15 protein-coding genes are annotated in these 25056 nt (G+C 51.2%); 5 read left to right on the top strand and 10 right to left on the bottom strand.

All coding sequences use genetic code 11. The features are described 5' to 3' along the window. Window positions 1-37: 37 nt before the first annotated feature. Window positions 38-1528 (top strand): cryptochrome/photolyase family protein, encoded by a 1491-nt coding sequence (locus tag AC07OI_RS14615; RefSeq protein WP_495257743.1) that lies wholly within the window; start codon window positions 38-40, stop codon window positions 1526-1528. A gap of 560 nt (window positions 1529-2088) precedes the next feature. Here AC07OI_RS14615 and AC07OI_RS14610 read toward each other — a convergent pair. From AC07OI_RS14610 to AC07OI_RS14585, 6 genes are all read right to left on the bottom strand, one after another. After that, window positions 2089-8943 carry a hybrid sensor histidine kinase/response regulator gene (locus AC07OI_RS14610; protein WP_495257742.1) on the bottom strand — a complete coding sequence of 2285 codons (6855 nt, stop codon included), beginning with the start codon at window positions 8941-8943 and terminating at the stop codon, window positions 2089-2091. 251 nt (window positions 8944-9194) lie between these two features. After that, window positions 9195-11534, bottom strand: a complete 2340-nt coding sequence (locus AC07OI_RS14605) for a methyl-accepting chemotaxis protein (protein WP_492703465.1) — start codon at window positions 11532-11534, stop codon at window positions 9195-9197. Between the two features lie 58 nt (window positions 11535-11592). Beyond that, window positions 11593-12177, bottom strand: coding sequence for a chemotaxis protein CheW (locus tag AC07OI_RS14600; protein ID WP_492703464.1), 585 nt, complete (start codon window positions 12175-12177; stop codon window positions 11593-11595). A 56-nt stretch (window positions 12178-12233) separates the two neighbouring features. Next, entirely contained in the window at window positions 12234-12599 is a 366-nt protein-coding gene (locus AC07OI_RS14595) for a response regulator transcription factor (protein WP_186952120.1), read from the bottom strand. Between the two features lie 39 nt (window positions 12600-12638). Further along, entirely contained in the window at window positions 12639-13031 is a 393-nt protein-coding gene (locus AC07OI_RS14590; protein ID WP_186952119.1) for a response regulator, read from the bottom strand. Window positions 13032-13147: 116 nt separating this feature from the next. Further along, complete coding sequence (locus AC07OI_RS14585) at window positions 13148-13300, bottom strand: rubredoxin (protein WP_110255217.1); 153 nt, start codon at window positions 13298-13300, stop codon at window positions 13148-13150. Window positions 13301-13469: 169 nt separating this feature from the next. Here AC07OI_RS14585 and thiD point away from each other — a divergent pair, with 169 nt between their 5' ends. Beyond that, window positions 13470-14303 (top strand): bifunctional hydroxymethylpyrimidine kinase/phosphomethylpyrimidine kinase, encoded by an 834-nt coding sequence (gene thiD, locus AC07OI_RS14580; protein ID WP_495257741.1) that lies wholly within the window; start codon window positions 13470-13472, stop codon window positions 14301-14303. Between the two features lie 99 nt (window positions 14304-14402). Next, window positions 14403-15683, top strand: coding sequence for a glutamate-1-semialdehyde 2,1-aminomutase (gene hemL, locus AC07OI_RS14575; protein WP_495257740.1), 1281 nt, complete (start codon window positions 14403-14405; stop codon window positions 15681-15683). Between the two features lie 69 nt (window positions 15684-15752). Here hemL and AC07OI_RS14570 read toward each other — a convergent pair whose 3' ends face one another. Next, entirely contained in the window at window positions 15753-17030 is a 1278-nt protein-coding gene (locus AC07OI_RS14570; protein ID WP_495257739.1) for an amidohydrolase family protein, read from the bottom strand. Between the two features lie 103 nt (window positions 17031-17133). Here AC07OI_RS14570 and AC07OI_RS14565 point away from each other — a divergent pair, with 103 nt between their 5' ends. After that, window positions 17134-18144 (top strand): LacI family DNA-binding transcriptional regulator, encoded by a 1011-nt coding sequence (locus AC07OI_RS14565; protein WP_495257738.1) that lies wholly within the window; start codon window positions 17134-17136, stop codon window positions 18142-18144. 2 nt (window positions 18145-18146) lie between these two features. On the opposite strand, the gene AC07OI_RS14560 is transcribed toward AC07OI_RS14565, so the two are convergent. Further along, complete coding sequence (locus tag AC07OI_RS14560; protein WP_495257737.1) at window positions 18147-18671, bottom strand: YggT family protein; 525 nt, start codon at window positions 18669-18671, stop codon at window positions 18147-18149. A gap of 279 nt (window positions 18672-18950) precedes the next feature. On the opposite strand from AC07OI_RS14560, the gene AC07OI_RS14555 reads away from it, so the two are divergent. Beyond that, entirely contained in the window at window positions 18951-19724 is a 774-nt protein-coding gene (locus tag AC07OI_RS14555) for a hypothetical protein (protein WP_495257736.1), read from the top strand. A 679-nt stretch (window positions 19725-20403) separates the two neighbouring features. Here AC07OI_RS14555 and AC07OI_RS14550 read toward each other — a convergent pair. Together AC07OI_RS14550 and AC07OI_RS14545 are read right to left on the bottom strand one after the other, a co-directional pair. After that, entirely contained in the window at window positions 20404-21636 is a 1233-nt protein-coding gene (locus tag AC07OI_RS14550) for a ribonucleotide-diphosphate reductase subunit beta (protein WP_495257735.1), read from the bottom strand. Between the two features lie 135 nt (window positions 21637-21771). Then, window positions 21772-24627 carry a ribonucleoside-diphosphate reductase subunit alpha gene (locus AC07OI_RS14545; protein ID WP_495257856.1) on the bottom strand — a complete coding sequence of 952 codons (2856 nt, stop codon included), beginning with the start codon at window positions 24625-24627 and terminating at the stop codon, window positions 21772-21774. Window positions 24628-25056 lie beyond the last annotated feature (429 nt).

The following is a 25056-nucleotide window of genomic DNA, read 5'->3' as shown; positions in this document are numbered from 1 at the left end:
TGCCACACTGCGTTTTGACCACACTATCAGACAGATCATGCAAGAAAATAAAGCCCATTTCCCTCGCGCGCTGGTCTGGTTCCGCCGCGACCTGCGAAATTTTGATCATGCAGCCCTGTACCATGCCCTGCGGCAAAGTGACGAGATCTACTGCGCTTTTATCTTCGATAAGACAATATTAGACAATTTGCCAGAAAATGACAGGCGGCTGGCCTTTATTCATGAAAGTATTGTTGAACTGGATCAAGAACTACAGCAAATGGGTGGTGGCTTGCTGGTGCGTTATGCCCATGCAGAAACAGCCATACTGCAACTGGCGGCCGAGCTTGGTGTGGATGCCGTGTTCACCAATCATGATTACGAACCACAGGCAGGGATCCGTGATGAGTCTGTCAGGCAAGAATTATCAAAACGAAATTGTGCATTTCTGAGCTTTAAAGACCAGGTCATTTTTGAAAAGGCTGAAGTCTTGTCGCTGGCGAACGCGCCCTTCTCTGTTTTTACACCCTACAAAAATGCCTGGCTGAAAAAATTCCATGCAGAAGGCAGCGACTTTTATTCGCGCTCTTACCCCATAGAAAAATATGCGCACAAGCTGAGCACCATGTCAGCACAAACCATACCGACGCTGGCCGAAATGGGTTTTGCCTTGGCCGCTGAGCGCCGCATGCCAGTCGCCGCCGGCATGTCGGGCGCACGCAGTTTGCTGGAAGACTTTGTCGGCCGCATGAAACTGTATGACCAGTCGCGCGATTTCCCGGCGATCAAGGGACCATCCTATTTGTCAGTCCACCTGCGCTTTGGCACGATATCGATACGGCAACTGGTGCAGGAAGCCGTGCAGCAAATGCGCATATCTGCCAATCGCGGAGCAGAAATCTGGTTGTCTGAACTGGTCTGGCGCGACTTTTATTTCATGATTTTGCATCACCACCCGCACGTGGCAAGCCGCTCGTTCAAGCCAGACTACGATGCCATACTATGGGAAACCGGCCCGCAAGCTGACGCCAACTTCGCCGCCTGGTGCGAAGGCCGCACCGGCTACCCCCTGGTCGATGCCGCCATGCTGCAACTGAACCAGACCGGTTACATGCACAACCGCCTGCGCATGGTCACCGCCTGCTTCCTCATCAAAGACCTCGGCATAGACTGGCGCCGCGGCGAAGCGTATTTCGCCGAACACCTGAACGACTTCGACCTCTCCGCCAACAACGGCGGCTGGCAATGGGCATCCTCATCCGGCTGCGACGCCCAGCCCTACTTCCGCATATTCAATCCCATCACCCAGTCAGAAAAATTTGATGCTGATGGCAAGTTCATCAAACGCTACCTGCCGCAATTATCAAAACTGGATAAGCGCAGCATCCATGCACCATGGAAAACTGCACCGCTATTGCTGGAACAGGCTGGGATTAAGATAGGCAGGGATTATCCGTTCCCACTCGTCGAACATGACGTGGCGCGCAAGCAAACATTGACGCGGTATGCGGTGGTGAAGAAAGTGGCTGCTCATAATGAGGATGAGTGACGCTTAAAAGTTTGAAGAACCAGTGCTGATAGCAATGTGTTGATGTGGTTTTGACGTTGCTTTTGACGTTGCTTTTGACGTTGCCGTTGGTTTTGACTTTGCCGTTGCAGTTGTATCTGCTTTTGATTTTTGCAGTTCCCATGTGTAGACACCGTTTGTGCGGTACAGAAAATGGAAAAAGAAAGGCCGATGTTTGAGCCGCAGGCGAGTTTTCGGACTTTCCCATTTTTCTGCACTGCACAAATGGGAACCCCGCAGGGGCGGTTACGCCTGGGTCGCCTTTTTGGCTTACCTTTTTGGCGAAGCAAAAAGGTAAGTAGCCGCCGGTCTACCACCGGCCTGCAATCGTAATCAACGAATGCAGGTATTCAAAAATGTGCACCAGTAAATCAATGTACGGCCTGCTATGGACGCCGCTGGATTCCTGCCTACGCAGGAATGACGACATTTAGTTTACGGTGATTCAGCCGATGTGTATTAGCGGTCACATAAAGCTAAAAGCAAAACAAAAAAGCAGAGATCACTCTCTGCTTTTTGAGCAACTTAAATCTACAGCAGGCTTACACAATCACCGCTGCATCTTTACCCAGGAACCCCATAATCGCCCCCAACAAATCATCCTCACGATAAGGCTTACCAAAGTACTCATTCACGCCGAGTTCTTTCGCATAGTTCCTATGCTTATCCGCAGTACGCGAAGTAATCATGATGATAGGGATATGGCTGGTACGTGAATCGCTGCGTACGTTACGGGTCAGATCGAAGCCATCCATGCGTGGCATTTCGATATCGACCAGCATCACGTCTGGTGTGACGGACTGCAACTGCTCCAGCGCATCAATACCGTCTTTTGCCAGGATGACCTGATAACCTTCACGTGTCAGTAAACGCTGGGTCACGCGGCGTACGGTCAGGGAGTCATCGACTACCATGACAGTATGCTGGGTACGCAAGCCCTGTACTGGCTGGGCTTTGGTTTCAGCCACTTCCGTTGCTGCATGCAGGTTGGCAACCGCGCCCATTTCAGGAGTGGCTTCTGTACCCAGTTGCTGCAGACGCGCATGTTCATGTTCCATGCGTTGTGCCAGCGGTACCGGGTTCAGGATCAGAACGATTTCACCGGAACCGAGTACGGTCGCGCCGGCGATACCTGTCATACGTGCCAGTTGCGGGCCGATGTTTTTAACAACCACCTCGCGGTTACCCAGAACGTCATCGACGTGAATCGCAACACGCTCGCCACCGCTCTTCATGATCAGCAACGGGCTGTATTGTTGTGTCATCGGCGTGGCATCGTCCTGGCCCAGCATGGAGGACAGGTAGTACAAGGTCACACGCTGACCTTGCCACATGACTGCGCCTTCGTTGTAGGCATTGGCCAGGGCATTTGATTTCAGTTGCTGTACTTGCTCGACCAGAACGGAAGGTACGGCAAATGTACGGCCACCAGAACTCAGCAACACGACCTGCGTCACTGCCAGCGTCAAAGGCAGGCGAATAGTAAATTCAGCGCCCTTGCCTTCATTGCTGATGACTTCAACACGACCACCCAGCGATGCAGCTTCAGAACGGACCACGTCCATACCTACACCACGACCGGCGAGTTCAGTAATTTCAGTCGCTGTCGAGAAACCAGGTTCGAAAATCATATTGGCTGTTTCCAGCTCATTAGGATGATCTTCATTAGAAATCAAGCCGACAGAGAGCGCTTTTTCGCGAATGCGGGTCAGGTTCAAGCCCTGTCCGTCATCGCTGAAGCGGATCACAACTTCATTACCTTCCTGACGGATTTCGATCAGCAATTCACCGGTTTCTTCTTTGCCGTGATTGCGCCTGTTTTCACGGCTTTCAATACCGTGGACAATCGCATTACGCAGCAAATGCTCGAAAGGCCCTGCCATTTTTTCAAGAACGCCCCTATCCATCTCTACCGTTGCACCGCGAATATCCAGATTCACGCGCTTGTCGACTTCTTTGGAAGTCTGGCGGGTCACGCGATACAGACGCTCGGAAATACTGGCGAAAGGAATCATACGTACGCGCATCAAATCCTGTTGCAAGTCACGTGTCAAACGCGCTTGTACCAGCAAGTCATTGGATGCACCGTCAATAGTACGGGTCAAGTTGGTTTGTACGGTAGCAACGTCGCTGACGCTTTCGGCCATCATGCGCGTCAGTTCTTGCAAGCGGGTGAAGCGGTCAAATTCAAGTGGATCAAATTCACGGTCGCCAGAATGCGCCATACGTGAGGTGATCTGGGTCTCGGCCTGAATCTCTACTTCACGCAACTGATCGCGCAGACGGTTGACGTTCTCTGTCAACTCACTGAGGGATGAGCGCAAGGTGCTGACTTCATTTTCCAGACGTGAACGCGAGATGGAAACTTCACCGGCCTGGTTAACCAGACGGTCAAGAATGTCGGCACGCACACGCACCAGGGTGGCTGGCGTATTGGCTGCTACTGCAACTGGTGCAGCAACTTCCCTGGCCGGTATGGCGCGGGTCATGAGCGGCACAACAGGTGTCAGGTTCACCAATTCATTGATGACCACTGGCGCATCTGTATTAGTAGCCGCCATTTGTTCCTGGAACTGATCCAGTTCTTGGGCAGCAGTCAGCGGTGCATCAGCTTGTGCCGGGGTTGCATGTGCTTCAGGATGCAGCAAGCGGTCAAACATGTGCATGCTGTGATCGTGACGTGCCAGCAAATCATCCAGCAGTGATACGCGGACCGCGCTACCGCCATGCATCAGAGTTTCGATGCGTGATTCCATATCATGAATGTGCTGACCCAGCGCCATGGCACCAGCCATACGTGCACTACCCTTGATGGTGTGCATGATACGGGCAATGGATTGCGGTGCTGCCATGTCGTCTGGCTTTTCCTGCCAGGTACGCAACAACTGACCGACCATAGGCAGCAAGTCATTACCTTCTTCTATGAAGACAGGTAACAAGTCCATATCCAGATCATCGCGGATCTGCACAGTACCATCACTGGTCTGAGCTGCATATTCAACAACCGCAGGCTGGGCCACCGGAGTAGCGGCGGCCGGCGCTGCTACTTCAACTATTTCTGGTTCAGCAGCTGGTTCAGCCTCAACGACAGGTGCAAGCTCGGCATGTGCTTCCACTGGATGAATATCATCCATGGCATCCAGCATGATAGAGCCGATGCGGTCAGTAATGGTTTCTGCAGGAGCTTCTGGTTCTGGCAAAGCTTCGGCAACAACGATTTCTGCTTCCTGCGGCAAATCGGCAATCAATTCTTCAGGCAATGCGTCTTCGAGAACAGGCAAAGCCTCCAGCACGTCTGCATCATCCAGATTGATTTCTGCTTCAGACAAAGTTTCTGTGACTACTGGGATATCAGCAGTTACTTCAGCAGCGGTTACTTCAGCAGCTATTACCTCGTCAGCTATTACTTCGGCAGTTTTTACTTCTTCCGCTGGCGAGGCTGCCAATTCGTGCGTATCAACAGCTTCGGCCAGTTCACTGACTTCAAGTGCAGGCAAACTTTCCAGCGTATCTGCAGTCAAGGCTTCCGCTGCGATCAGATCGACAGGTTGCAGCTCTTCTGACAAAGTGACCGGATCAAGTTTTTCATTTGTGGATGTGATGAATTCTTCATCTGCTCCAGCGTTGGAACGCTCGATGACGACTTGCAACAAATGCTCAAGCTGACGAATTTCTTCAGGTGCGGATGCCGCCATTTCTGACAAGGCAAATTTTTGCAGCATGCGTTTGGCAGAATCCAGAGAACGATCCAGTACATCGTATTCTGATTCCAGCAGTACGACAGGATGACGTTCCAGTCTCTGCAAGACAAATTCCAGGCTATGCGCCAGTTCCTGCAAAGGCTTGAGGCCTACAGTTGCAGAACTACCGGCCAGAGAATGGCTGGCATGGATGGCATGCGTAGAAACGTGGCGATGTGGCTCATGTCTCCATTCAGCGAAATCCTGTACCAGGAAACGGACGATTTCATCAGTTTCTGCCATGTAAATGGAATACAGCGGCAAGCTGATTTCTATATCGCCGATGCGCTTGATGTTGTCGTCCACACTAGGTGCAGGCGCTGACAAGTCAGGGAAATCGATGATTTTTGCAGTCGCAATTTCTGCAGCTTCTGGTACTTCCTGTGTTTTTGCGGCTTCTTCGCTGGCAGCAATCTCAACTGGCAAGGCTGCTTCAGTCAACTCATCCGCCATAGCGAGATCAGATACCAGGCTATCAAGGCTTGCGTCCACAGACTCTGCTTCTGCTACAGGCAGTTTTGTCTCTGCCAGCGCCGTCAATTCTATGGCTTCTGGCAATTCCAGCGTCGGGATATCTGCGACTGTTTCAGTCAGAACTTCCAGCGGAGTTTCTTCTGTTAAGGCTGAAGAGACGAGAATTTCTTCTTGTACAGCTTCCAGCGGCAAATCAGCCACCAGTTCTTCAGCTTCCGGAACTGGCATATCTTCTGCCGCAACAGCCACTTCCAGCGCACGATCAAGCGGCAAGCTGGTTTCTGGCAAAACTGATTCTTCGGCCAGGGAAGGAGCATCCAGTGTCAGCTCAGGCAAGCTGGCGAATACAGGTGCAACTGCAATCACTTCCGCAGCAGGCTCAGGTACTTCGACAGGTTCACTTGCTGCCGGTACTTCTGCTACGGCAGGTGCTTCGACATTCACCATCTCTACTGGTGTAAACTCAAATGCGTCGAATTCGGAAGAAGCATCTGCAGTCACCGGAGCAAGCGCTTCCGCAGTTGTATCTTCAACGACAGGAGTAGCGACGGCCTCAATTTCAAGAGTTTCTGGCAAGGCCGCTGCTTCAACCTCTTCAAGCACCGGAGCAGCAAGGACGGGCTCAACTACCGGGGCGGTAACTACTTCAGGAATGTCCTGATAATCTTCGCCGGCTTTGACACGTTCAGCAGCAGCGATAATGGCTTTGCCAGTGCGTGAAGAAACGCCGTTCTGCTTCAATTCACCGACCCACTCTACCATTTCACGCGCAGTGCGTTCCAGCAGGGCATACAGGTTTTCATCACCACTGCGAGAATCAGACAGCCACAGGTTCATGACCTGCTCTATACTCCAGGCGGCTTCACCAAATACCATCAGGCCAACCATACGGCCACTGCCTTTGAGGGTATGGAAGGAACGGCGCAAACTGGTCAGGTATTCCTGGTTATTGGTATCTTTTCTGGACAGCGGCAAGGTGGTCTGGACATACTCCAGCACCTCATCAGCTTCCATGAGGAAAATTTCCAGCAATTCAGCGTCAATGGCATCATCGCCATCAGGAATATCCTGGGCTGGTGCAGATGCGGCGACTGTTTCGGCTGGTGGTGTCGTGACGATTTCCTGCAAGGCACCCGAGCCACTTGCAGCATCAGTTTGTGCCAGCAGGGCGATGGCAGATTTGGCACGTTCCGACGCAGCAGTATCGTCCAGCAAAATAGCGACTGAACGCTCTGATTCCAGCGAGCTTTTCAGTTGTGCTTGCAAGCCTGCGTCTTCTGGGGTTTCAGCAAGCGATGCAGCCAAACGGGCAGACTCTTGCTGTTGCTGAGCCAGTTCCTGCTCGGCGGTCTGCAATACGGCGACCTTGGGTTCCTGACCATGTGCTTCGTCACCAGGCAAATGTATGTCTGCGCTAGGCAACAATTCTTTGCTTGCCTGGGCTTCCAGCAAATTGGAACGGAACAAGCCTGCTTCTTTGTCGAAGCTGAATTTCTTTTTCGCGGTATCTGGCTGAGATTGCAGAGTCTCGATGAAGAACGACAGCGCACCTATGTTTTGCGCCACGTTTTCATGAGAGGCAGCTTGCGCAACCGGGTCAACTGCATCTTCTTCTTTGAAGCCGCTGATCATCTGACGGGTATGCTCTACTGCAGCCATCGCATCGTCCTGATCCAGCATGGCCAGGGCACCACCGATCTGATGCAGATTGCCATCGATAGGTTTCAGGGTTTCTTTGTCAGCAGGATTGCGGAAATACTCATCCAGCACTTTTTCTATATGGCGCAGGCTGGATTGCATTTCAGCAACCAGTACACCCATGGTCTGACGCTGCTGTGCTTCACGGGAAATCTCACCCATCCAACTGGCCTGGGTTTGTGGTGTTTCACCTGACACGACAGATAACAGACGGGTGGTAATTTCTTCAGCACGCTCGGCAAAATGCGCGGGCAGGCGCGTTATGTGATCAAGTGCATGCTCAACAAACAGCAAGCTGGTTGCCAGTTCTATACCCAGTTTGCTGCCATCGGGCGAATGCGCGACACTGCGGGCAATACCGTTCAATTCGCGCAGGAGTTTTGCCAGTGCGGGAGCATTCAGACCTGCGCCGGTATCGGCCAGGTCGGTCATTTTTTGTGAGAATTTTTCTGCCAGGCCAGTTTCGCCATTGGCTATCCTGCCCCACAGATTTTTGACAGCCGACAATTGTTCTTTTGCCGTTGTCAGTGCACCTGCAGTGATCTGACCATAATTTTTTTTGTCGTAATCAAGCGGCACCGTATCGTCCAGCTGGTAAGCCTTGCGTACCCTGGTGACAAAAGGGGAAGGATTTTCAACTTGAGCCAGGAAAAACAGGGCATCGCGCAACAGACGTTCCGGGATGGTACTGACACCTTCTACCAGACGACGGATTTGCAGATTGATGCGGCCAAATATCTGTTTGACATATTGCTGGTTGTCGATGGAACCATGACCTACGGCTTCAACAAAAGCACGCATGACGACCCAGAAAGCCTTGGCTTGTGAGTTGGTCTGGCCATTTTCGATTTCCGCAATCATGTCATGCATGGATTGCGTGGCGGCGCGTTGTTGTTCTTTGTCCTTGCTAGTCAATACCGTCAGCAATAGCTTTTCGAAACGCTGGCGCAAGCCGGTATAACTGATTGCCACAGCCTTGCTGCTGACGGCCAGTTCAGGTATTTGCTCTTTGGCGGACAGGGACGGGAAAAACAAGTCGGCCGGATGTATTCTCTCGGCACCCTTGAGTTCCAGCAGGGCTCGGTAATACGGAAACAGGCGTACCGGCTGGTGCAGCGAACCAGACAGCAAGTCTTCCAGATAGCGCAAGACCGCATGGAAGGCATCGACGATGACTTCGACATTCGCTTGTGTCATTTCAAGCTGCCCACTTTGCAGGCGCTCGAGCAATTCTTCTATGGTTTCTGTAACGATGGATACACCATCGATATCAACGATCTGCAAGGCACCATGGGCCTGATGCAGATAGCTTTTTGCATGCAATAAAGTGGTGGGACGGGTTTCAGTGTCCTGGCCAAGTGCGTCCGTCAGCATCTTGCCAGCGTTCGTGATTGCTTCCCGCACTTCTCCCATCACCCAGGATAGCGGCCCGATGTCGAACTGTTCCTGTGGGAGATCTGGCGATTTTGATAAATCGGATGTCATGCGTACTCCGCAAACTCAAGGGCAATGGACCGCAGTCCATTGCCGTGCAAATATGATAGGGTTGCAGCTAGTGGGCTGTAACAGTGAAAGCGCAAGTGAAAGACATGTGCCCGGCGAATCAGGGCTAGGAGCAAAACACAGCGATAGCGGGGCTATCGCGAGTATTTGCAACGCAGTCCTGGTCGGCGCGCACATGGCAGGCACTTCGCTTTTCACTGTTACAGTCCACTCTCACAACCGGGGCGTGAAAATCAGGCGGCAACCCGGAACCGTGACACAGAGTTCTTGAGTTCTTCCGCAAGCATGGACAATTCTTTAATGGAAACCGCAGTTTGCTGCGTACCATGCTGCGTTTGCTCGGTGATGGTCAAAATGTGCTGAATATTTTGCGCAACGCCGTTGGCTGAGGTAGCTTGTTGTTCCGTCGCCAGCGAGATACCTTGAATCAGTTCCGCCAGACGGTTGGAAACGCTACGGATTTCAGACAGCGCCGTACCGGCCGCATCTGACAGTTTTGCTCCCTCGACCACACCCTGCGTGGATTTTTCCATCGCGGCAACCGCGTCATGGGTATCTGTTTGAATCGTACGAACCAGCGCACCAATCTGCTTGGTCGCTTCAGCTGAACGTTCCGCCAGACGCTGAACCTCTTCCGCAACCACCGAGAAGCCTCGACCTGCTTCACCCGCAGATGCCGCCTGAATCGCCGCATTCAGCGCCAGAACGTTGGTTTGTTCGGTAATGTCGGAAATCAGTTCCGTGATCTCACCAATCTCTTGTGAAGACTCACCCAGACGTTTAATACGTTTGGAAGTTTCCTGGATTTGCTCGCGAATCTCGTTCATACCCTTGATGGCGTTTTCCACCGCATGGGCACCTTGCTCTGCCGCAGCAACCGACTGACGCGCAACCAGTGCTGATTCATTCGCAGAGCGGGATACGTCAGTAATTTCAGCCGCCATCGTCAGAACCACCTGACCAGCATCAGAAATCTCGCGTGACTGTTGTTCAGACGCAGTCAACAAATCGCTGGAAATATTCTGCGCTTGTGTAGATGCTGAAGTAACCTGTTCTGCAGTTGCGGTAACACGACCTACCAGGCCGCGCAACTCTTCCACCGTGTAATTAACCGAGTCGGCAATCGCGCCCGTGATATCTTCAGAAACCGTCGCCTGCACAGTCAAGTCACCATCCGCAACCTCTTGCAATTCATTCATCAGTCGCAAAATCGCGGCCTGATTCTGATCGTTCGCAGCTTTCGCTTCTTCTTCCTGTTTCTGCGCTTGCATCATTTGTGCCGCAGCTTCAAGACGACGATCATTCGCTTCTTTAGCGCGGTTACGGCTTTCCTGCAACTGAACGAAACCGATACCTACCGCAGCCAGCAGAGCGAAGAAGGCAGAACCCAACATGGCCCAGAAATAGATACTGGTACCATCTTGTTCAGCCGTATAGGTTTTCTGCAATTTGGACAGTTTGTTTTTGAGATCTTCGTTCTCGTTAAACACCAGCTGTTCGGATTGTTTTGCAGCAATAAAGTTTTGCAGATTGCCCAGAATGCTGGAAACCCATACCTGATATTCAGAGAAGGTTTTTTGCAGCTCAGTGAGTTTGTCGCGAGTATCTGCATCCTTGGTGGCTGTCAGGCGCAATACGTCACTACCTTTCAGGAAACCATCGACCAGATCACGGAAAGTATTTGTATCCTTACCCAGCAAGAATGCCGTTTCAGGATTAACACCCTCGGAAGTCAGGAATTCATTCGCACTACGACCCAGACGCTGGGTCAACATGACCAGCTGACCGGCAGCATTAATTTCACGAGCCGAACCGCCGCCCTGTACTTTCAGGGTAGAGATTTGTTCCGTCAATTCCAGCAGGATTGGGGACAGGGCATTCATTTTTTGCAGAGTCTGACCGAAACCCGTCAATTCTTTCTGACGGTTCAAGATTGTTTCCGCAGCCTTATTGGAGTTATTCCAGGCTTTTTGCGCCTCTTTGACGACTGGCTCAAGAGTAGAGTCAGCACGTTTGACGACACGCCCCTGGTAAGGACCACCACTCAGCAGAACACTCAAATCGGCATTCAATTCGCTACGGCTGTCCTTGAGCTGTTTAAACGCTTCAACGTTACCCTGAATCGCATTTGGTGCCGCTTTACCGATACGCTGCGAGTGCATCAGCGCCTCACCGGCGATCTGTGCCTGCGTCGATATCAGTGTCGATTGTTCAGAGTTCAGGTACACGGAGACACCACCCAGCAACAGGAAGAATGCCATGGTACCGAGCAAGAAGTTGGTCTGACGACGAACTGACATACCGCCAATGATGGGCAGGCGCATACCGCTGCCCTTTTCCAGCGCGTCACCGATAAAGGTGGCGTCGCCATACGACTCAACTTTTGAAGCAGCAGTTTCTGCCACAACAGGAGTAGCGGCGGCCGCTTCCTGCTCCGGTGTCAGCATTTTTACATTGCTTGCTTCTTCAATTTCAATCGAATCAGCATTCCCGAACGACCTTGCCGAACCTTCTGCTCCGTCAATTTCCGGATTTTCTTTATCTTTGGACAAGAACGGTAGATTAAATGCCATTACTAAGTCTCCTAAACGATTGAAAAGCTGTCAGTACTGCTAGAGTGCACGTACTGACTTAAATACCTATTTGCAAAAAATCCTGGTCCTGTACCAAAGTGGCCAGACTAAGCTCAAACCAGATGTTGCCATCCTTATCCCTGTACTTTTTCCTCAACCAGGCCTTGCTCTCAAACTGATTGTCTTCAAAAGGGATTTCTTCCATCTCTGAAACTGTACGCAAACCTAGAACCTGGGATACCAGCAAACCGCTGTTAAATGCCATGCCGGGAGCAAAAGCAACGATCCGGCATTGTGTATCAAGCTTGGTATTATCCATACCCTGGAAGCGCGGCAAATCGACGACACCAGTTAAATTACCGCGGATATTGGAGAGCCCGATGTACCAATCGCGCGTCAAAGGCACCCTGGTCAGGGTACCTGCACTGACGATTTCTCCGGATTCTCGCAAATCCAGGAGATAACGTCCCTGTCCTATCATAATGCCCAACTGGCTAAGTTTCGTATAGCCACCGCGCTGGGCAGCTTGCATGCGTTCAACCAGCTGCGCCTGAAATTCACGCAAACGGGTACGACGCACGCCCTTTTCAGGTTTGACAACGTCCAGATTTGCTGCAGCAGTTTCACGCACAGTCTGATTCATGAGGCAATCCGAAGATATCTTATTGTTGATACAAGAATTATACTTGTCTATACGGATTAACCGAGGGCAGAAATCTTCGCCAGCAGTTCTGCCGGATCAATAGGCTTCACCAGGTAATCACGGGCACCCTGACGCAAACCCCAGATACGGTCAGTTTCCTGATTTTTGCTGGTGCAGATGATCACGGGAACGTCTTGCGTATCAGGATCTTTGGCGATCGCGCGGGTAATCTGGAAACCATTTTGCCCAGGCATGACCACGTCCATCAAGATCAACTGTGGTTTATCAGCCTTGATTTTGCTCAGGGCTTCTTCACCGTTTTCAGCTGTTGATACTGAAAAACCATTTTTCACCAATACGTCGGTCAGGAAATAGCGTTCTGTTGGAGAATCGTCTACTACCAGAATTTTTTGAATGGCCATCTTGTTTTACCTCACATTAACTAACTTAACTATATAAATCTAGGTCGCCGAAGTGTAATTTCTTACTGTTTTCAGCAGACTATCCTTTGTAAAAGGCTTGGTCAGATACTCATCAGAGCCGACCATCGCACCGCGGGCACGGTCAAATAAACCGTCCTTAGAAGACAACATGATTACCGGTGTGTCCCGGAATTTCGCACTTTTTTTAATCAAAGCGCAAGTTTGATATCCATCCAGCCTTGGCATGAGGATATCGCAAAAAATCAGGTCTGGATGAGAATCGTTAATCTTGGCGAGTGCGTCAAAGCCATCTTCAGCCAACACTATTTTGTATCCGGCTTGCCCAAGAAAAATCTCGGCCGAACGGCGTATGGTGCTGCTATCGTCAATCACCATGATTTTCAAGTTCTCGTTGCCTGTCAACGTTGACATAAAATCATCTCTTCCCGGCAGTATTAAGGTTACATATCACTGTAACAAAAAATCGCACATTTGCGCTTTTTTTCCTTGAATAAACATATTAAGCAACATCAAAATCGACAAATCGATCAGATTGCCACCATTTCGAAGTCTTCTTTCCGTGCGCCGCATTCGGGACAGGTCCAGTTCATGGGAACATCTTCCCATTTGGTACCGGCCGGAATCCCGTCTTCAGGTGAACCTTGCTCTTCATCATATACCCAACCGCAAATCAAGCACATCCACGCCTTGAAAACTACCTTTTCCGTTACCGTATCAGTCACGACTAAAACCCTTCAATCAAGTAAAATATTGAAACTGCTGCAAATATTCTATTTGCAATGTGTTACTAATGGCATTTGCGCGAGTAATTTAAGTCCTCACGAAGTCAGCTATATTAATCTACCCAACGTGCAAAACCAAATTTCTCCACTAATACTTAGCTTTGGCGCATCAGATCCTGTTGCTGCCACTGGCATCCATGCTGATCTGGCATCGTTTGCGGCCATGGGCTGTTATGGCTTACCCGTTATCACCGCCATTTTAACTGGTGATACGTCGCAAATCGATGATTTACATCCACTTGATGGAGATTTAGTCGACGAACAGGCCCGCACCGTGCTGGAAGACATGCCTGTGCTGGCCTTTAAAGTAGGCCAGGCAGGCAGTGTCGAGAATGTCACCGTCATCGCCGAGATCGTTTCAGACTATCCAGAACTGCCGTTGGTACTCGACCCCTTCAATGCTGCCCTGACAGAACAAGGCCCTGAAGCCGAAGACCTGGTACTGGCGATCCGTGAATTGCTGATACCCCAGGCCAGCCTGCTCATGATCTCGGCAGTAGAACTGTCGCGCCTGGCAGAAACCTGGAAGGAGAGCGCTGAGGCTGAAGCTGAACCTGAAACCGAAGATCTGGCCGCCGATACCATGACGCTGATCGAATCCGGCTGCGAGTATATATTAGTCACGGGCACTTCGGGTGAAACTGGTGAAGTGGTTAACACTTTATATAATGAATCCGGTGTAGTCAGGCGCGATACCTGGCAACGCCTGCCAGGCTCGCATGCGGGCGCAGGCTCTACCCTGTCCGCGGCAATTGCTGCACTGCTGGCGAATGGGCTGGAAATCCCGGAAGCTGTATTGGAAGCCCAGGAGTTTACCCACGCTGCCTTAAGCCATGCGCAAAGACTGGGCATGGGCAGGCTGATACCGGACCGTTATTTCTGGGCCAGAGAAACCAGTTAGAACCTGTGCCCCTCTTATATATAAATATAAGTCCTTATTTATAGAGCACCTGATTTTTTACTCTATCTCATTTGCATCATCACTTACTGAAGCTCCATCATGACCGATAAAAACGACATCCTGTTTGCCCGCGCCCAAAAGACCACGCCTGGTGGCGTGAATTCTCCTGTGCGCGCCTTTCGCTCCGTTGGTGGTACGCCGCGTTTCATTACGCGCGCCGCTGGCCCTTATTTTTGGGATGCAGAAGACAAACGCTATATCGATTACATAGGTTCCTGGGGGCCGGCCATCGTTGGCCATGCCCATCCTGAAGTCATCAGTGCAGTGCAGGAAGCAGCCGCCCGCGGCCTGAGCTTTGGCGCACCGACCGAAGGTGAAATCGAGATGGCAGAAGAAATCTGTAAACTCGTGCCCAGCATAGAACAAGTACGCCTGGTGTCCAGCGGCACAGAAGCCACCATGAGTGCCTTGCGCCTGGCGCGTGGCGCCACCAAGCGTGACAAGATCATCAAGTTTGAAGGTTGTTACCACGGCCATGCAGATTCTTTACTGGTCAAGGCTGGCAGTGGCTTGCTGACATTTGGCAACCCGACTTCTGCCGGTGTACCGGAAGACTTCAGTAAACACACCCTGGTGCTTGACTATAATAATTGCGAGCAGTTGGAAGAGGTGTTCAAGTCCATCGGCGACCAGATCGCTTGCGTAATCGTTGAACCGGTGGCTGGCAACATGAACCTGATCCGTGCAACGCAAGAATTCATCAACACCATGCGCAAGCTGTGTACTGCACATGGCAGCATCTTGATTTTTGATGAAGTGATGTGTGGCTTCCGTGTAGGCCTGCATGGTGCGCAGGCATTGTATGGCGTGCAGGCTGACCTGACTTGCCTGGGCAAGGTCATCGGTGGTGGTTTGCCGGTAGCAGCCTTTGGTGGTCGCGCCGATTTGATGGGGCACATGGCACCTTTGGGTGGCGTCTATCAGGCTGGCACTTTGTCAGGCAACCCGGTCGCCGTGGCAGCGGGCATGACCACTCTGAAAATTATCCAGCAGGCAGGCTTTTATGAAAACCTGACAGCACAAACCCGCAAACTGGTAGATGGTCTGAGCGCCGCCGCCAAAGCTGCAGGCATCACCTTTTGCGCAGATGCGGTTGGCGGCATGTTTGGCCTGTATTTTGCAAATGAAGTACCAAGTTCTTATGCCGCCATGATGGTCAGTGACAAGGAAAGATTCAATCGTTTCTTCCACCTGATGCTGGACCAGGGCGTCTACCTGGCACCATCGGCATTTGAAGCTGGCTTCGTTTCTGCACAACATGATGATGCCATCATTGCCGATACGATTGCTGCGGCTGAAAAAGCTTTCGCGCAGCTCTGATACTCGGGCCATCAGAAACCATATAAATAAGGGAGCTTGCAAATCAAGCTCCCTTATATATTAGTATGTTCAATTCTTCGATCTGAAATCCACCTGTCCTGGCCGTCCCGGCAAATTCAAATTCGCATGCGGCACCGGCGTCTGGCTGATGATTTTGCCGCGGCGCAGCACGTGGGTGCGGGTGGCACGCAAACGTATTGCTTCCACCGGGTCGCTGGCATCGAGTATCACCAGGTCGGCATTGCAACCCACGTCCAGCCCATACCCTTCCAGGCCCAGTATGCGCGCTGGTGCAGTCGTCACTGCCTGGAAACACTGGCGCATGGCATCTTGCCCCGTCATCTGTGCCACGTGCAGACCCATTTGTGCGACTTCCAGCATGTCACCAGAACCCAGGCTATACCAGGGGTCCATCACGCAGTCATGGCCGAAGGCGACTTCTATGCCAGCGGCCAGCATCTCCGGCACGCGCGTCATGCCACGACGCTTGGGATAAGTATCGTGACGGCCTTGTAGCGTAATATTAATGAGGGGATTGGCAATGGCAGCCACGCCAGCTTCACGTATCAATGGCAATAATTTACTGACATAGTAATTGTCCATGGAATGCATGGAGGTCAGGTGAGAACCTGCCACCCTCCCCTGCATACCCAGCCTGTGCGTGTGATACGCCAGGGTTTCTATATGGCGCGACAAAGGGTCATCCGATTCATCACAATGCATGTCGACTCGCAGGCCTTTGTCTGCAGCAAACTCGCACAGCAGGCGTACCGATTCTGCGCCATCAGCCATGGTGCGTTCAAAATGCGGTATGCCGCCGACCACGTCCACACCCATGGCGATGGAACGCTTGAGATTATCCATGGCCGTGGCGCTGCGCAAGATGCCATCTTGCGGGAATGCCACCAGTTGCAAATCCAGATAAGGCGCAACGCGGCGTTTCACTTCCAGCAAGGCTTCCACCGCCAGCAAACGGTCATCACAGATGTCAACATGTGAACGCACTGCCAGCAAACCCCGCCCCACTGCCCAGTCGCAATAACGCATGGCCCGCTCGACCAGCGCTTCCTGTGTCAATATCGGTTTCAGTTCGCCCCACAAGGCTATGCCTTCGAGCAAAGTGCCGGACTGGTTAACCCGCGGCAAACCATAGCTGAGCACTGCATCCATATGGAAGTGGGCATCGACAAATGGCGGTGTCACCAGGTTGCCATTAGCATTGATTTCTTCTGCCGCACTAACAGCCAAAGCGACATCAGCAGCGCTGATGCGGCCATCCTGGATGGCGATATCGATACCCTTGCGCCCATCTGGCAAACTGGCATTGCGAATGACAAGATCGTTCATCAGAAATCCCTCTATATTATTAGTACACAATAGTTATTACAGAAAATATGCGCCACCGGCCTCATCCTGCGTCATAATCTTGGCACAGAAAGGCAGGAATCTTATGGCAACAATGAAGCAAGTCGCAGAGAAAGCCCGGGTTTCAACGACCACGGTTTCTCACGTCATCAATAATACCCGTGTCGTCAGTGAAGATGCGCGTGAGCGTGTGCTGGCCGTGATACAGGAATTGCGCTATATTCCCAGCGCGGTTGCCCGCAGCCTCAAGAACGACCGCACCCACACCCTGGGCATGATGATACCGAATAATTCCAATCCCTATTTTGCAGAAATCATACAGGGGATAGAAGACGCTTCATTCAAGCTGGGCTATAACATTATCCTGTGCAACTCCTACGATGACCCAAAGAAGCAGGCTGCCTATATCCGCGTGCTGATGGAAAAACGTATCGATGGCCTGATCCTGGTGTCATCCGGTTCAGATGAAGAACTGACGCAATTACTGGCTGACGAAGGCATACCCAAGGTGCTGGTGGATCGCGAAGTATCGGGTGTGGTGGCAGACTTTATTGAAGCTGACCATGAACAGGGTGGTTATGAAGCAACCCGTTATCTGATAGGACTTGGTCACAAGCGTATTGCCTGCGTTGCCGGACCCGATATCCTGCTACCCAGCGGCGACCGCGTCACCGGCTACCGCCGCGCCTTGCAGGAAGCAGGGCTGGAGTTCAACAGCGCATATCTGCTGCATGCTGACTTTACCAGCCAGGGTGGTTTTAACGCTTTCCAGCAATTACTGGCGCTGCCCCAGCGGCCTACGGCGATTTTTGCTAGTAATGATTTGATGGCGATAGGTGGCATCAGGGCAGCCAATGAAGCTGGCATCAAGATACCGGAAGCCTTGTCCGTTATTGGTTACGATGATATTGCCCTGGCTTCTTTCAGCACCCCGCCATTGACGACGATAGCGCAGCCCAAACAGGCCATAGGTAATCTGACGGCACAGATACTGGTCAACCGCATTGTCGACCCGGAGGCGCCCTTAAGGCGCGAAATGTTGAAGTCGCAACTGGTGATACGGCAATCGACAGCCCGCATGGGCAGCGCTGAATAAAGCTAAGAGATAGAGTTAATCAAAACCTGCAACAAGATCAAAATAATCAAGGGGGAAAAGTCAAGGCCACCGATTGCAGGAATCAGCTTCCTTACTGGCCTCAGGATGGGCTCGTTCAAAGCCCGGACAAAAGGTGCAAAAGGTGCGCTTGGGTTTACCCAGCTAAACAGCACCTCCAGCAAGAGCAAGGCCATGACCTCATAAATTATCCATTGCGCCATCATGATCCCCGCCACGATGAAAACCTGCTCAATCATGAATATGGGTAGCGCCAGCCAGACTATAAAGCCTGCAGTAACCAGAGCAACCAGCATGGCGCCTATCAGTGTCGCCCAGTCATAACCGGCAAACCCGGGAATGATGCGGCGGATAGGATGCACCAGCCAGTCTGTTAATTTAAAAATTGCCTGCGCCAGTGCTGCAGGAGGCCGTATCCGCTGTGCCTGCATCCAGAAACGCAGTAACAAAAAGCCGGCAAATACACCCGTGACAGCTTTGATAACATAAATTAAATTATTCAGTAACACGACGCACCCTTAAAAAAAACCCACTGCATGACGAATCAGACAGTGGGTATTGTGCCTGAATAAAACCAGGCCACCAAGCATATCAAAGATTATGCCGGGCGATTACCAGTTGGGAAAGGCCATGCTGCATTTGGACTTACAACGGTTTTTGCATCAGGTGTCGCTGGTTTTGCTGGAGCGGCCTTTTTTGCGGCTGGCTTAGCCGCGGCTTTTTTTGCGACTGGCTTCGCTGCTGCTGGCTTTGCAGCGGCAGGTTTAGCTGCTGCTTTCGCTGCTGGCTTGGCTGCTGCTTTTTTTGCGACTGGTTTAGCTGCTGCTTTAGCCGCTGGCTTTGCTGCTGTCTTAGTTGCTTTAGCTGCTGGCTTTGCTGCCGCTTTAGCCGCTGGCTTTGCTGCTGCCTTAGTTGCTTTAGCTGCTGGCTTTGCTGCTGCTTTTTTTGCTACTGGCTTAGCTGCCTTAGCTGCTGGTTTAGCTGCTGCTTTTTTTGCTGCTGGCTTAGCTGCTGCTTTAGCTGCTGGCTTTGCTGCGGCTTTTTTCGCTGCTGGCTTAGCTGCCTTAGCTGCTGGTTTAGCTGCTGCTTTTTTTGCTGCTGGCTTAGCTGCTGCTTTCTTAGCGACTGGTTTAGCTGCCTTGGCTGCTTTTGCTGCTGGTTTAGCTGCTGCTTTTGCTGCTGGCTTTGCCGCTGCTTTTTTCGCTACTGGCTTTGCTGCTTTAGCTGCTGGTTTAGCTGCTGCTTTTTTAGCGGCTGGTTTAGCTGCCTTGGCTGCTGGTTTTGCTGCAGCTTTTGCTGCTGGCTTGGCGGCTGCCTTAGTTGCTTTAGCTGCTGGTTTAGCTGCTGCTTTTTTAGCGGCTGGTTTAGCTGCCTTGGCTGCCGGTTTAGCTGCAGCTTTTGCTGCTGGCTTCGCGGCTGCTTTTGCTGCTGGTTTAGCTGCTACTTTTTTAGCTGCGGCTTTTTTTGCAGCAGGCTTCTTCGCTGCTACTGGTTCGTCCGGGGACGGTTGTGGTGCTGTTGCCATTTTGTTTCTCCTTCGATTGATGGAAAAAATCAGATAAAAATTAAATCCGCTCGATCCATTCAAGCGGATTATTCATCGGCACAAACATGATCGCTGTTTGCGCTAATGAATTCTGCACCGGCCGAACTGCTCCATCCCCTCTATTGATGGGGCGCTTCAGCCATCATGGTTCGCTTTAGAACCTGTTTATGATCTTAAGCGCGGGCGTGACCGGGGATCATGCGCTGCTCAAAATGCTCATGTACTGGAGTACATTCCGCTCTTTGCGCTGCGTTTTTGTCACCCTGACCCCGCTGACACTCGCTACAGACCATAAATAGGTTCCATGCCGGCTCCTGGCCTGGCGGCAAACCCAAAAAACGCCTGCATTAGCTACAGACGTCGGTATTCTTTTGTGAAACACAAAGACCAATAGCCACAATACCCAGTGTAGCCAGGTATTGCGGCACTAACAGTTCAAAACAATGTTGTCTATGACTGTCCATTCAGTTTGGTGAGGCCTCTCGCGTTTTACATCTTGTGCAAATCATGAGCAATCCCGGGGGACACTGACAGCTTGCGGCGTTTCCTGATTTAATGATTTCTTGTGACTGCCTTTTCTATCTGGGGTCTTGCAAACCCAAATTCAACATCACATTAAAAACTTCAATCAACCTGCTCGCACTACTTGATCAGAAATCCCTGATCCGGATTTTGGCGTTCGCTGTCTTCAGCGCTTATTCCCAGTTGAGGGCTCCGCCAGTTTGATACTCAATCACACGTGTCTCAAAAAAGTTGCGCTCTTTTTTCAGGTCTATCATTTCACTCATCCAAGGGAAAGGATTTTCTTCCTGAGGGAACAGCGCTTCAAGACCGATTTGTTGTGCGCGGCGATTTGCAATGAACCGTAAATAACCTTTGAACATTGGCGCATTCAAACCGAGCACTCCACGCGGCATTGTATCCTCTGCGTAACGATATTCCAACTCCACAGCACGCAAAAACAACGATTTAATTTCATCACGAAATGCTGGCGTCCACAAATGCGGATTTTCCATCTTAATTGTATTGATTAAATCGATTCCGAAATTGCAGTGCATCGATTCATCGCGCAAGATGTATTGATATTGTTCAGCCGCGCCCATCATTTTATTTTGACGGCCAAGCGCCAGAATTTGTGTGAAGCCGACATAGAAAAACAGGCCTTCCATCAGGCAGGCAAATACGATCAGTGACTTGAGCAAAGTCTGGTCTGCCTCGGTTGTGCCAGTCTTGAATTCAGGGTTGGTCAGCACGTCAATAAAAGGAATCAGGAACTGGTCCTTGTCACGGATAGAGTCAACTTCATTGTAGGCATTGAAGATTTCTGCCTCATCCAGACCCAGCGATTCAACGATGTATTGATAAGCGTGAGTATGGATAGCTTCTTCAAACGCCTGGCGCAACAAGTACTGACGGCATTCAGGTGCCGTGATGTGGCGGTAAGTACCGAGTACGATATTGTTGGCGGCCAGAGAATCAGCGGTCACGAAAAACCCCAGATTACGTTTCACCAGGCGGCGCTCATCTTCCGTCAGACCATTCGGGTCTTTCCAGAGTTCAATATCGCGTTGCATATTGATCTCTTGCGGCATCCAGTGATTGGCGCAACCTGCCAGATATTTATCCCAGGCCCATTTGTATTTGAAAGGGACTAACTGATTGACGTCAGTGGTGCCGTTGATGATGCGCTTGTCGGCAGCATTGACACGCCTTGTCACTTCGCCGCTGGCGGTGGCTGCAGGCGTTGGCGCAGCAACTGGTTTGTTGACCAGGGCAGGATTGAGGGCGACTTCCTGTGTTTGCAAACGTGCTTGCAAATCCATGCCGCTGACTGGTGCACCTGATGGGGCACCGGACGGAGCACTCATTGGACGCGCTGCCGGGGTTGCTGGACTGGTCGGCTGAACTTCATCATCCCAAGATAACATTATTAATTCCTTACTTTTTGTAACAGCTTATTTTTTCGGGGAAGAAGCCAGGCTTCTTCCCGCAACGTTCAGGCCATCAGGTCTTGCGGCCTGGCTTGCGCATTGTCATAAAACTTTATGACAATGATTGAACACTTATTGGCAGGCTTCGCACTCTTCAAAACCGGCATCTCCTGGACGCAACATGCAGGCCGGGCCATCGGTTTCCTGTGCTGCTGCGGTGATGCCAGCAGACGCTGCACCATAACCACCGCCGTTGCCATCGACTCCCACCGCATTCAATGCACCAGTTTTGCTGGTGGATTTTTCAGTGTGTGTCGCACCAATGGTACGCAGGTAGTAAGTAGTTTTCAAACCACGCAACCATGCCAGTTTATAAGTCTCATCCAGTTTTTTACCGGATGCACCTGCCATATAGATGTTCAGGGATTGTGCCTGATCTATCCATTTTTGACGACGCGCAGCCGCCTCAACCAGCCAGGATGGACTGATTTCAAATGCAGTCGCATACAGTGCACGCAGATCTTCCGGGATGCGGTCAATGCGGGCCAGACTGCCGTCAAAGTACTTCAGGTCAGAGATCATGACTTCATCCCACATGCCGCGGTCTTTCAGATCGCGCACCAGATGTTCATTGATCTCGGTAAATTCACCGGACAGATTCGACTTCACATACAGGTTCTGATAAGTCGGTTCGATACAGGCCGCTACACCAATAATGTTAGAAATTGTTGCAGTCGGCGCAATCGCCACGCAATTGGAATTGCGCATGCCAAATTTCTTGATGCGGTCACGCAGTGGGTACCAATCCAGCGTTTCTGAGAAGTCAGCTTCCAGATAACCGCCGCGTTCTTCGGCCAGCATCTTCAGGGAATCTTGCGGCAGGATGCCACGGTCCCACAAAGAGCCAGGATAAGAACTGTAACGGCCACGTTCTTCAGCCAGTTCAGTCGATGCCCAATAAGCGTAGTAGCAGACGGCTTCCATGGAAGTATCAGCGAACTGTACGGCATCCATCGATGCATAAGGGATGCGCATCATGTGCAGGCAATCCTGGAAACCCATGATACCCAGACCGACAGGACGGTGACGCAGATTGGAATCGCGTGCCTTCTTCACTGCATAGTAGTTGATGTCGATGACGTTATCCAGCATACGCATCGCTGTACGCACAGTTTTTTGTAATTTAATGTGATCCAGCTTGCCGTCTTTCATGTGGGCAGGCATGTTGACCGAACCCAGATTACATACCGCGATCTCGCTGTCGTTAGTGTTCAGGGTAATTTCTGTACACAAGTTGGAGCTGTGGACCACGCCGACGTGCTGTTGTGGCGAGCGGATATTGCAAGGATCTTTGAAGGTGATCCATGGATGGCCAGTTTCAAACAGCATGGACAGCATCTTGCGCCACAAGTCCAGCGCCGGGATTTTTTTGGACAAGGTCAGTTCGCCATTGGCAGCTTTTGCTTCATAAGCGACATAAGCCTGTTCGAAAGCCTTACCAAATTTATCATGCAGGTCAGGTACATCGGATGGGGAGAACAAGGTCCAGTCACCTTTTTCCATGACACGCTTCATGAACAGGTCAGGAATCCAGTTCGATGTATTCATGTCATGCGTACGGCGGCGGTCATCGCCGGTGTTTTTACGCAGGTCGAGGAATTCTTCGATATCCATGTGCCAGGTTTCCAGGTAGGCGCACACTGCACCTTTGCGTTTACCGCCCTGGTTAACGGCCACAGCCGTGTCGTTGACGACTTTCAGGAACGGGACAACCCCCTGAGATTTGCCATTGGTACCTTTGATATGCGCGCCGAGCGAGCGGACTGGTGTCCAGTCATTACCCAGGCCACCGGCATATTTTGCCAGCAGTGCATTTTCCTTGATGGCTTCGTAGATACCATCGAGGTCATCGGCAACTGTCGTCAGGTAGCAAGAGGACAGTTGTGAACGTTGCGTGCCGGAATTGAACAGGGTCGGTGTCGAGCTCATGAAATCAAAGCTGGACAACAGATTGTAAAATTCTATCGCGCGGGTTTCACGATCGATTTCATTCAACGACAAACCCATGGCGACGCGCATGTAGAAAGCCTGAGGCATTTCTATGCGGGTACCGCGTACGTGCAGGAAGTAACGGTCATACAAAGTTTGCAGACCGATATAACCAAATTGCAGATCGCGGTCAGCAACCAGGGCATTCGCCAGTTTCTTCAAATCAAACTGACCCAGTTTGGCATCCAGCAAATCTGCTTCGATACCCTTCTTGATGAATTTCGGGAAGTATTCGAGGTATTCTGCGGCGGCATCCTGTTGCACCACTTCTTTGCCAAACACTTCTTTACGGACTGTATGCAAGAGCAAACGTGCGGTGACCTGGCTGTAGGCCGGTTCTTTTTCCATCAGCGCGCGGGCGGCCAGGATGGCGGACTTGTACAATTCTTCTACCGGTACACCGTCGTACAGGTTTTTCAAAGTCTCAGCCAGAATCGCATCAGGATCAGCCAGCTTGTCCAGACCCAGGCAGGCAGCGGCGATCATCTTGCGCACTTCTGCCACATCCAGCGGACGGGACTGACCATCAACGATGACGTGCAATTGTGGTGCAACGGCTTCAGCATGTCCAGGCGCATCATTCACGCGACGGCGTTCTTCCATGCGTTTGGCGCGGTACAGGACATAAGAACGGGCGACATCATGTTCACCTGAGCGCATCAGCGCCAGCTCAACCTGGTCTTGCACATCTTCTATATGGAAAGTACCACCAGCAGGCTGGCGGCGCAACAAGGCTGCAACTACGCTGGCTGTCAGTTGTTCTACCAGTTCACGCACCCGGGCGGACTCTGCACCATGTCCACCATTCACTGCCAGAAACGCCTTGGTCATGGCGATGGCGATTTTGGATGGTTCGAAGCCAACCACCGAACCATTACGGCGAATGATGCGGTATTCGCTATAACTATTCAGGCTATTGGTGGCAGGTGTTGCTGCCATGTTCAAAACCGATCCCAGTTCTGGTTTGGACGTAGTAGATGTTTCAATAGAAGAGTGCATTGATCCTCCGGATGCGGTGTTATTTTTTGCCAGCAAAGTTGAAGAAAGACGACTTTGCCGGACATGGGTTAAACAGTGAAGCGACTAGGTAGTTAAGCAGGCAAGACACAATAAGGCTCACAGCCGGATGCAGCGAAAATTCGCCAAATCCGGTTTATTTTGTTTACATCAAACACAAATTCAATTGCAAAACATGAGGGAAATTGAAGCAAGGCAAGAAAACAAACAAATTCTTAAAACCACTACATCTAGTGCGCTAATTTTTATTTGCCCTAATTCTAGTGCTGCATCAAACGATATGCAACCGCTTTTTATTTAATTAATTGAATTATTTTTTCTGTAAATATGTGTACGAGGTGTTGACTTTCG

The organism is Undibacterium sp. GW821-FHT07F11 (assembly GCF_059418665.1).
This window is presented reverse-complemented; position numbering and strand designations above follow the sequence as displayed.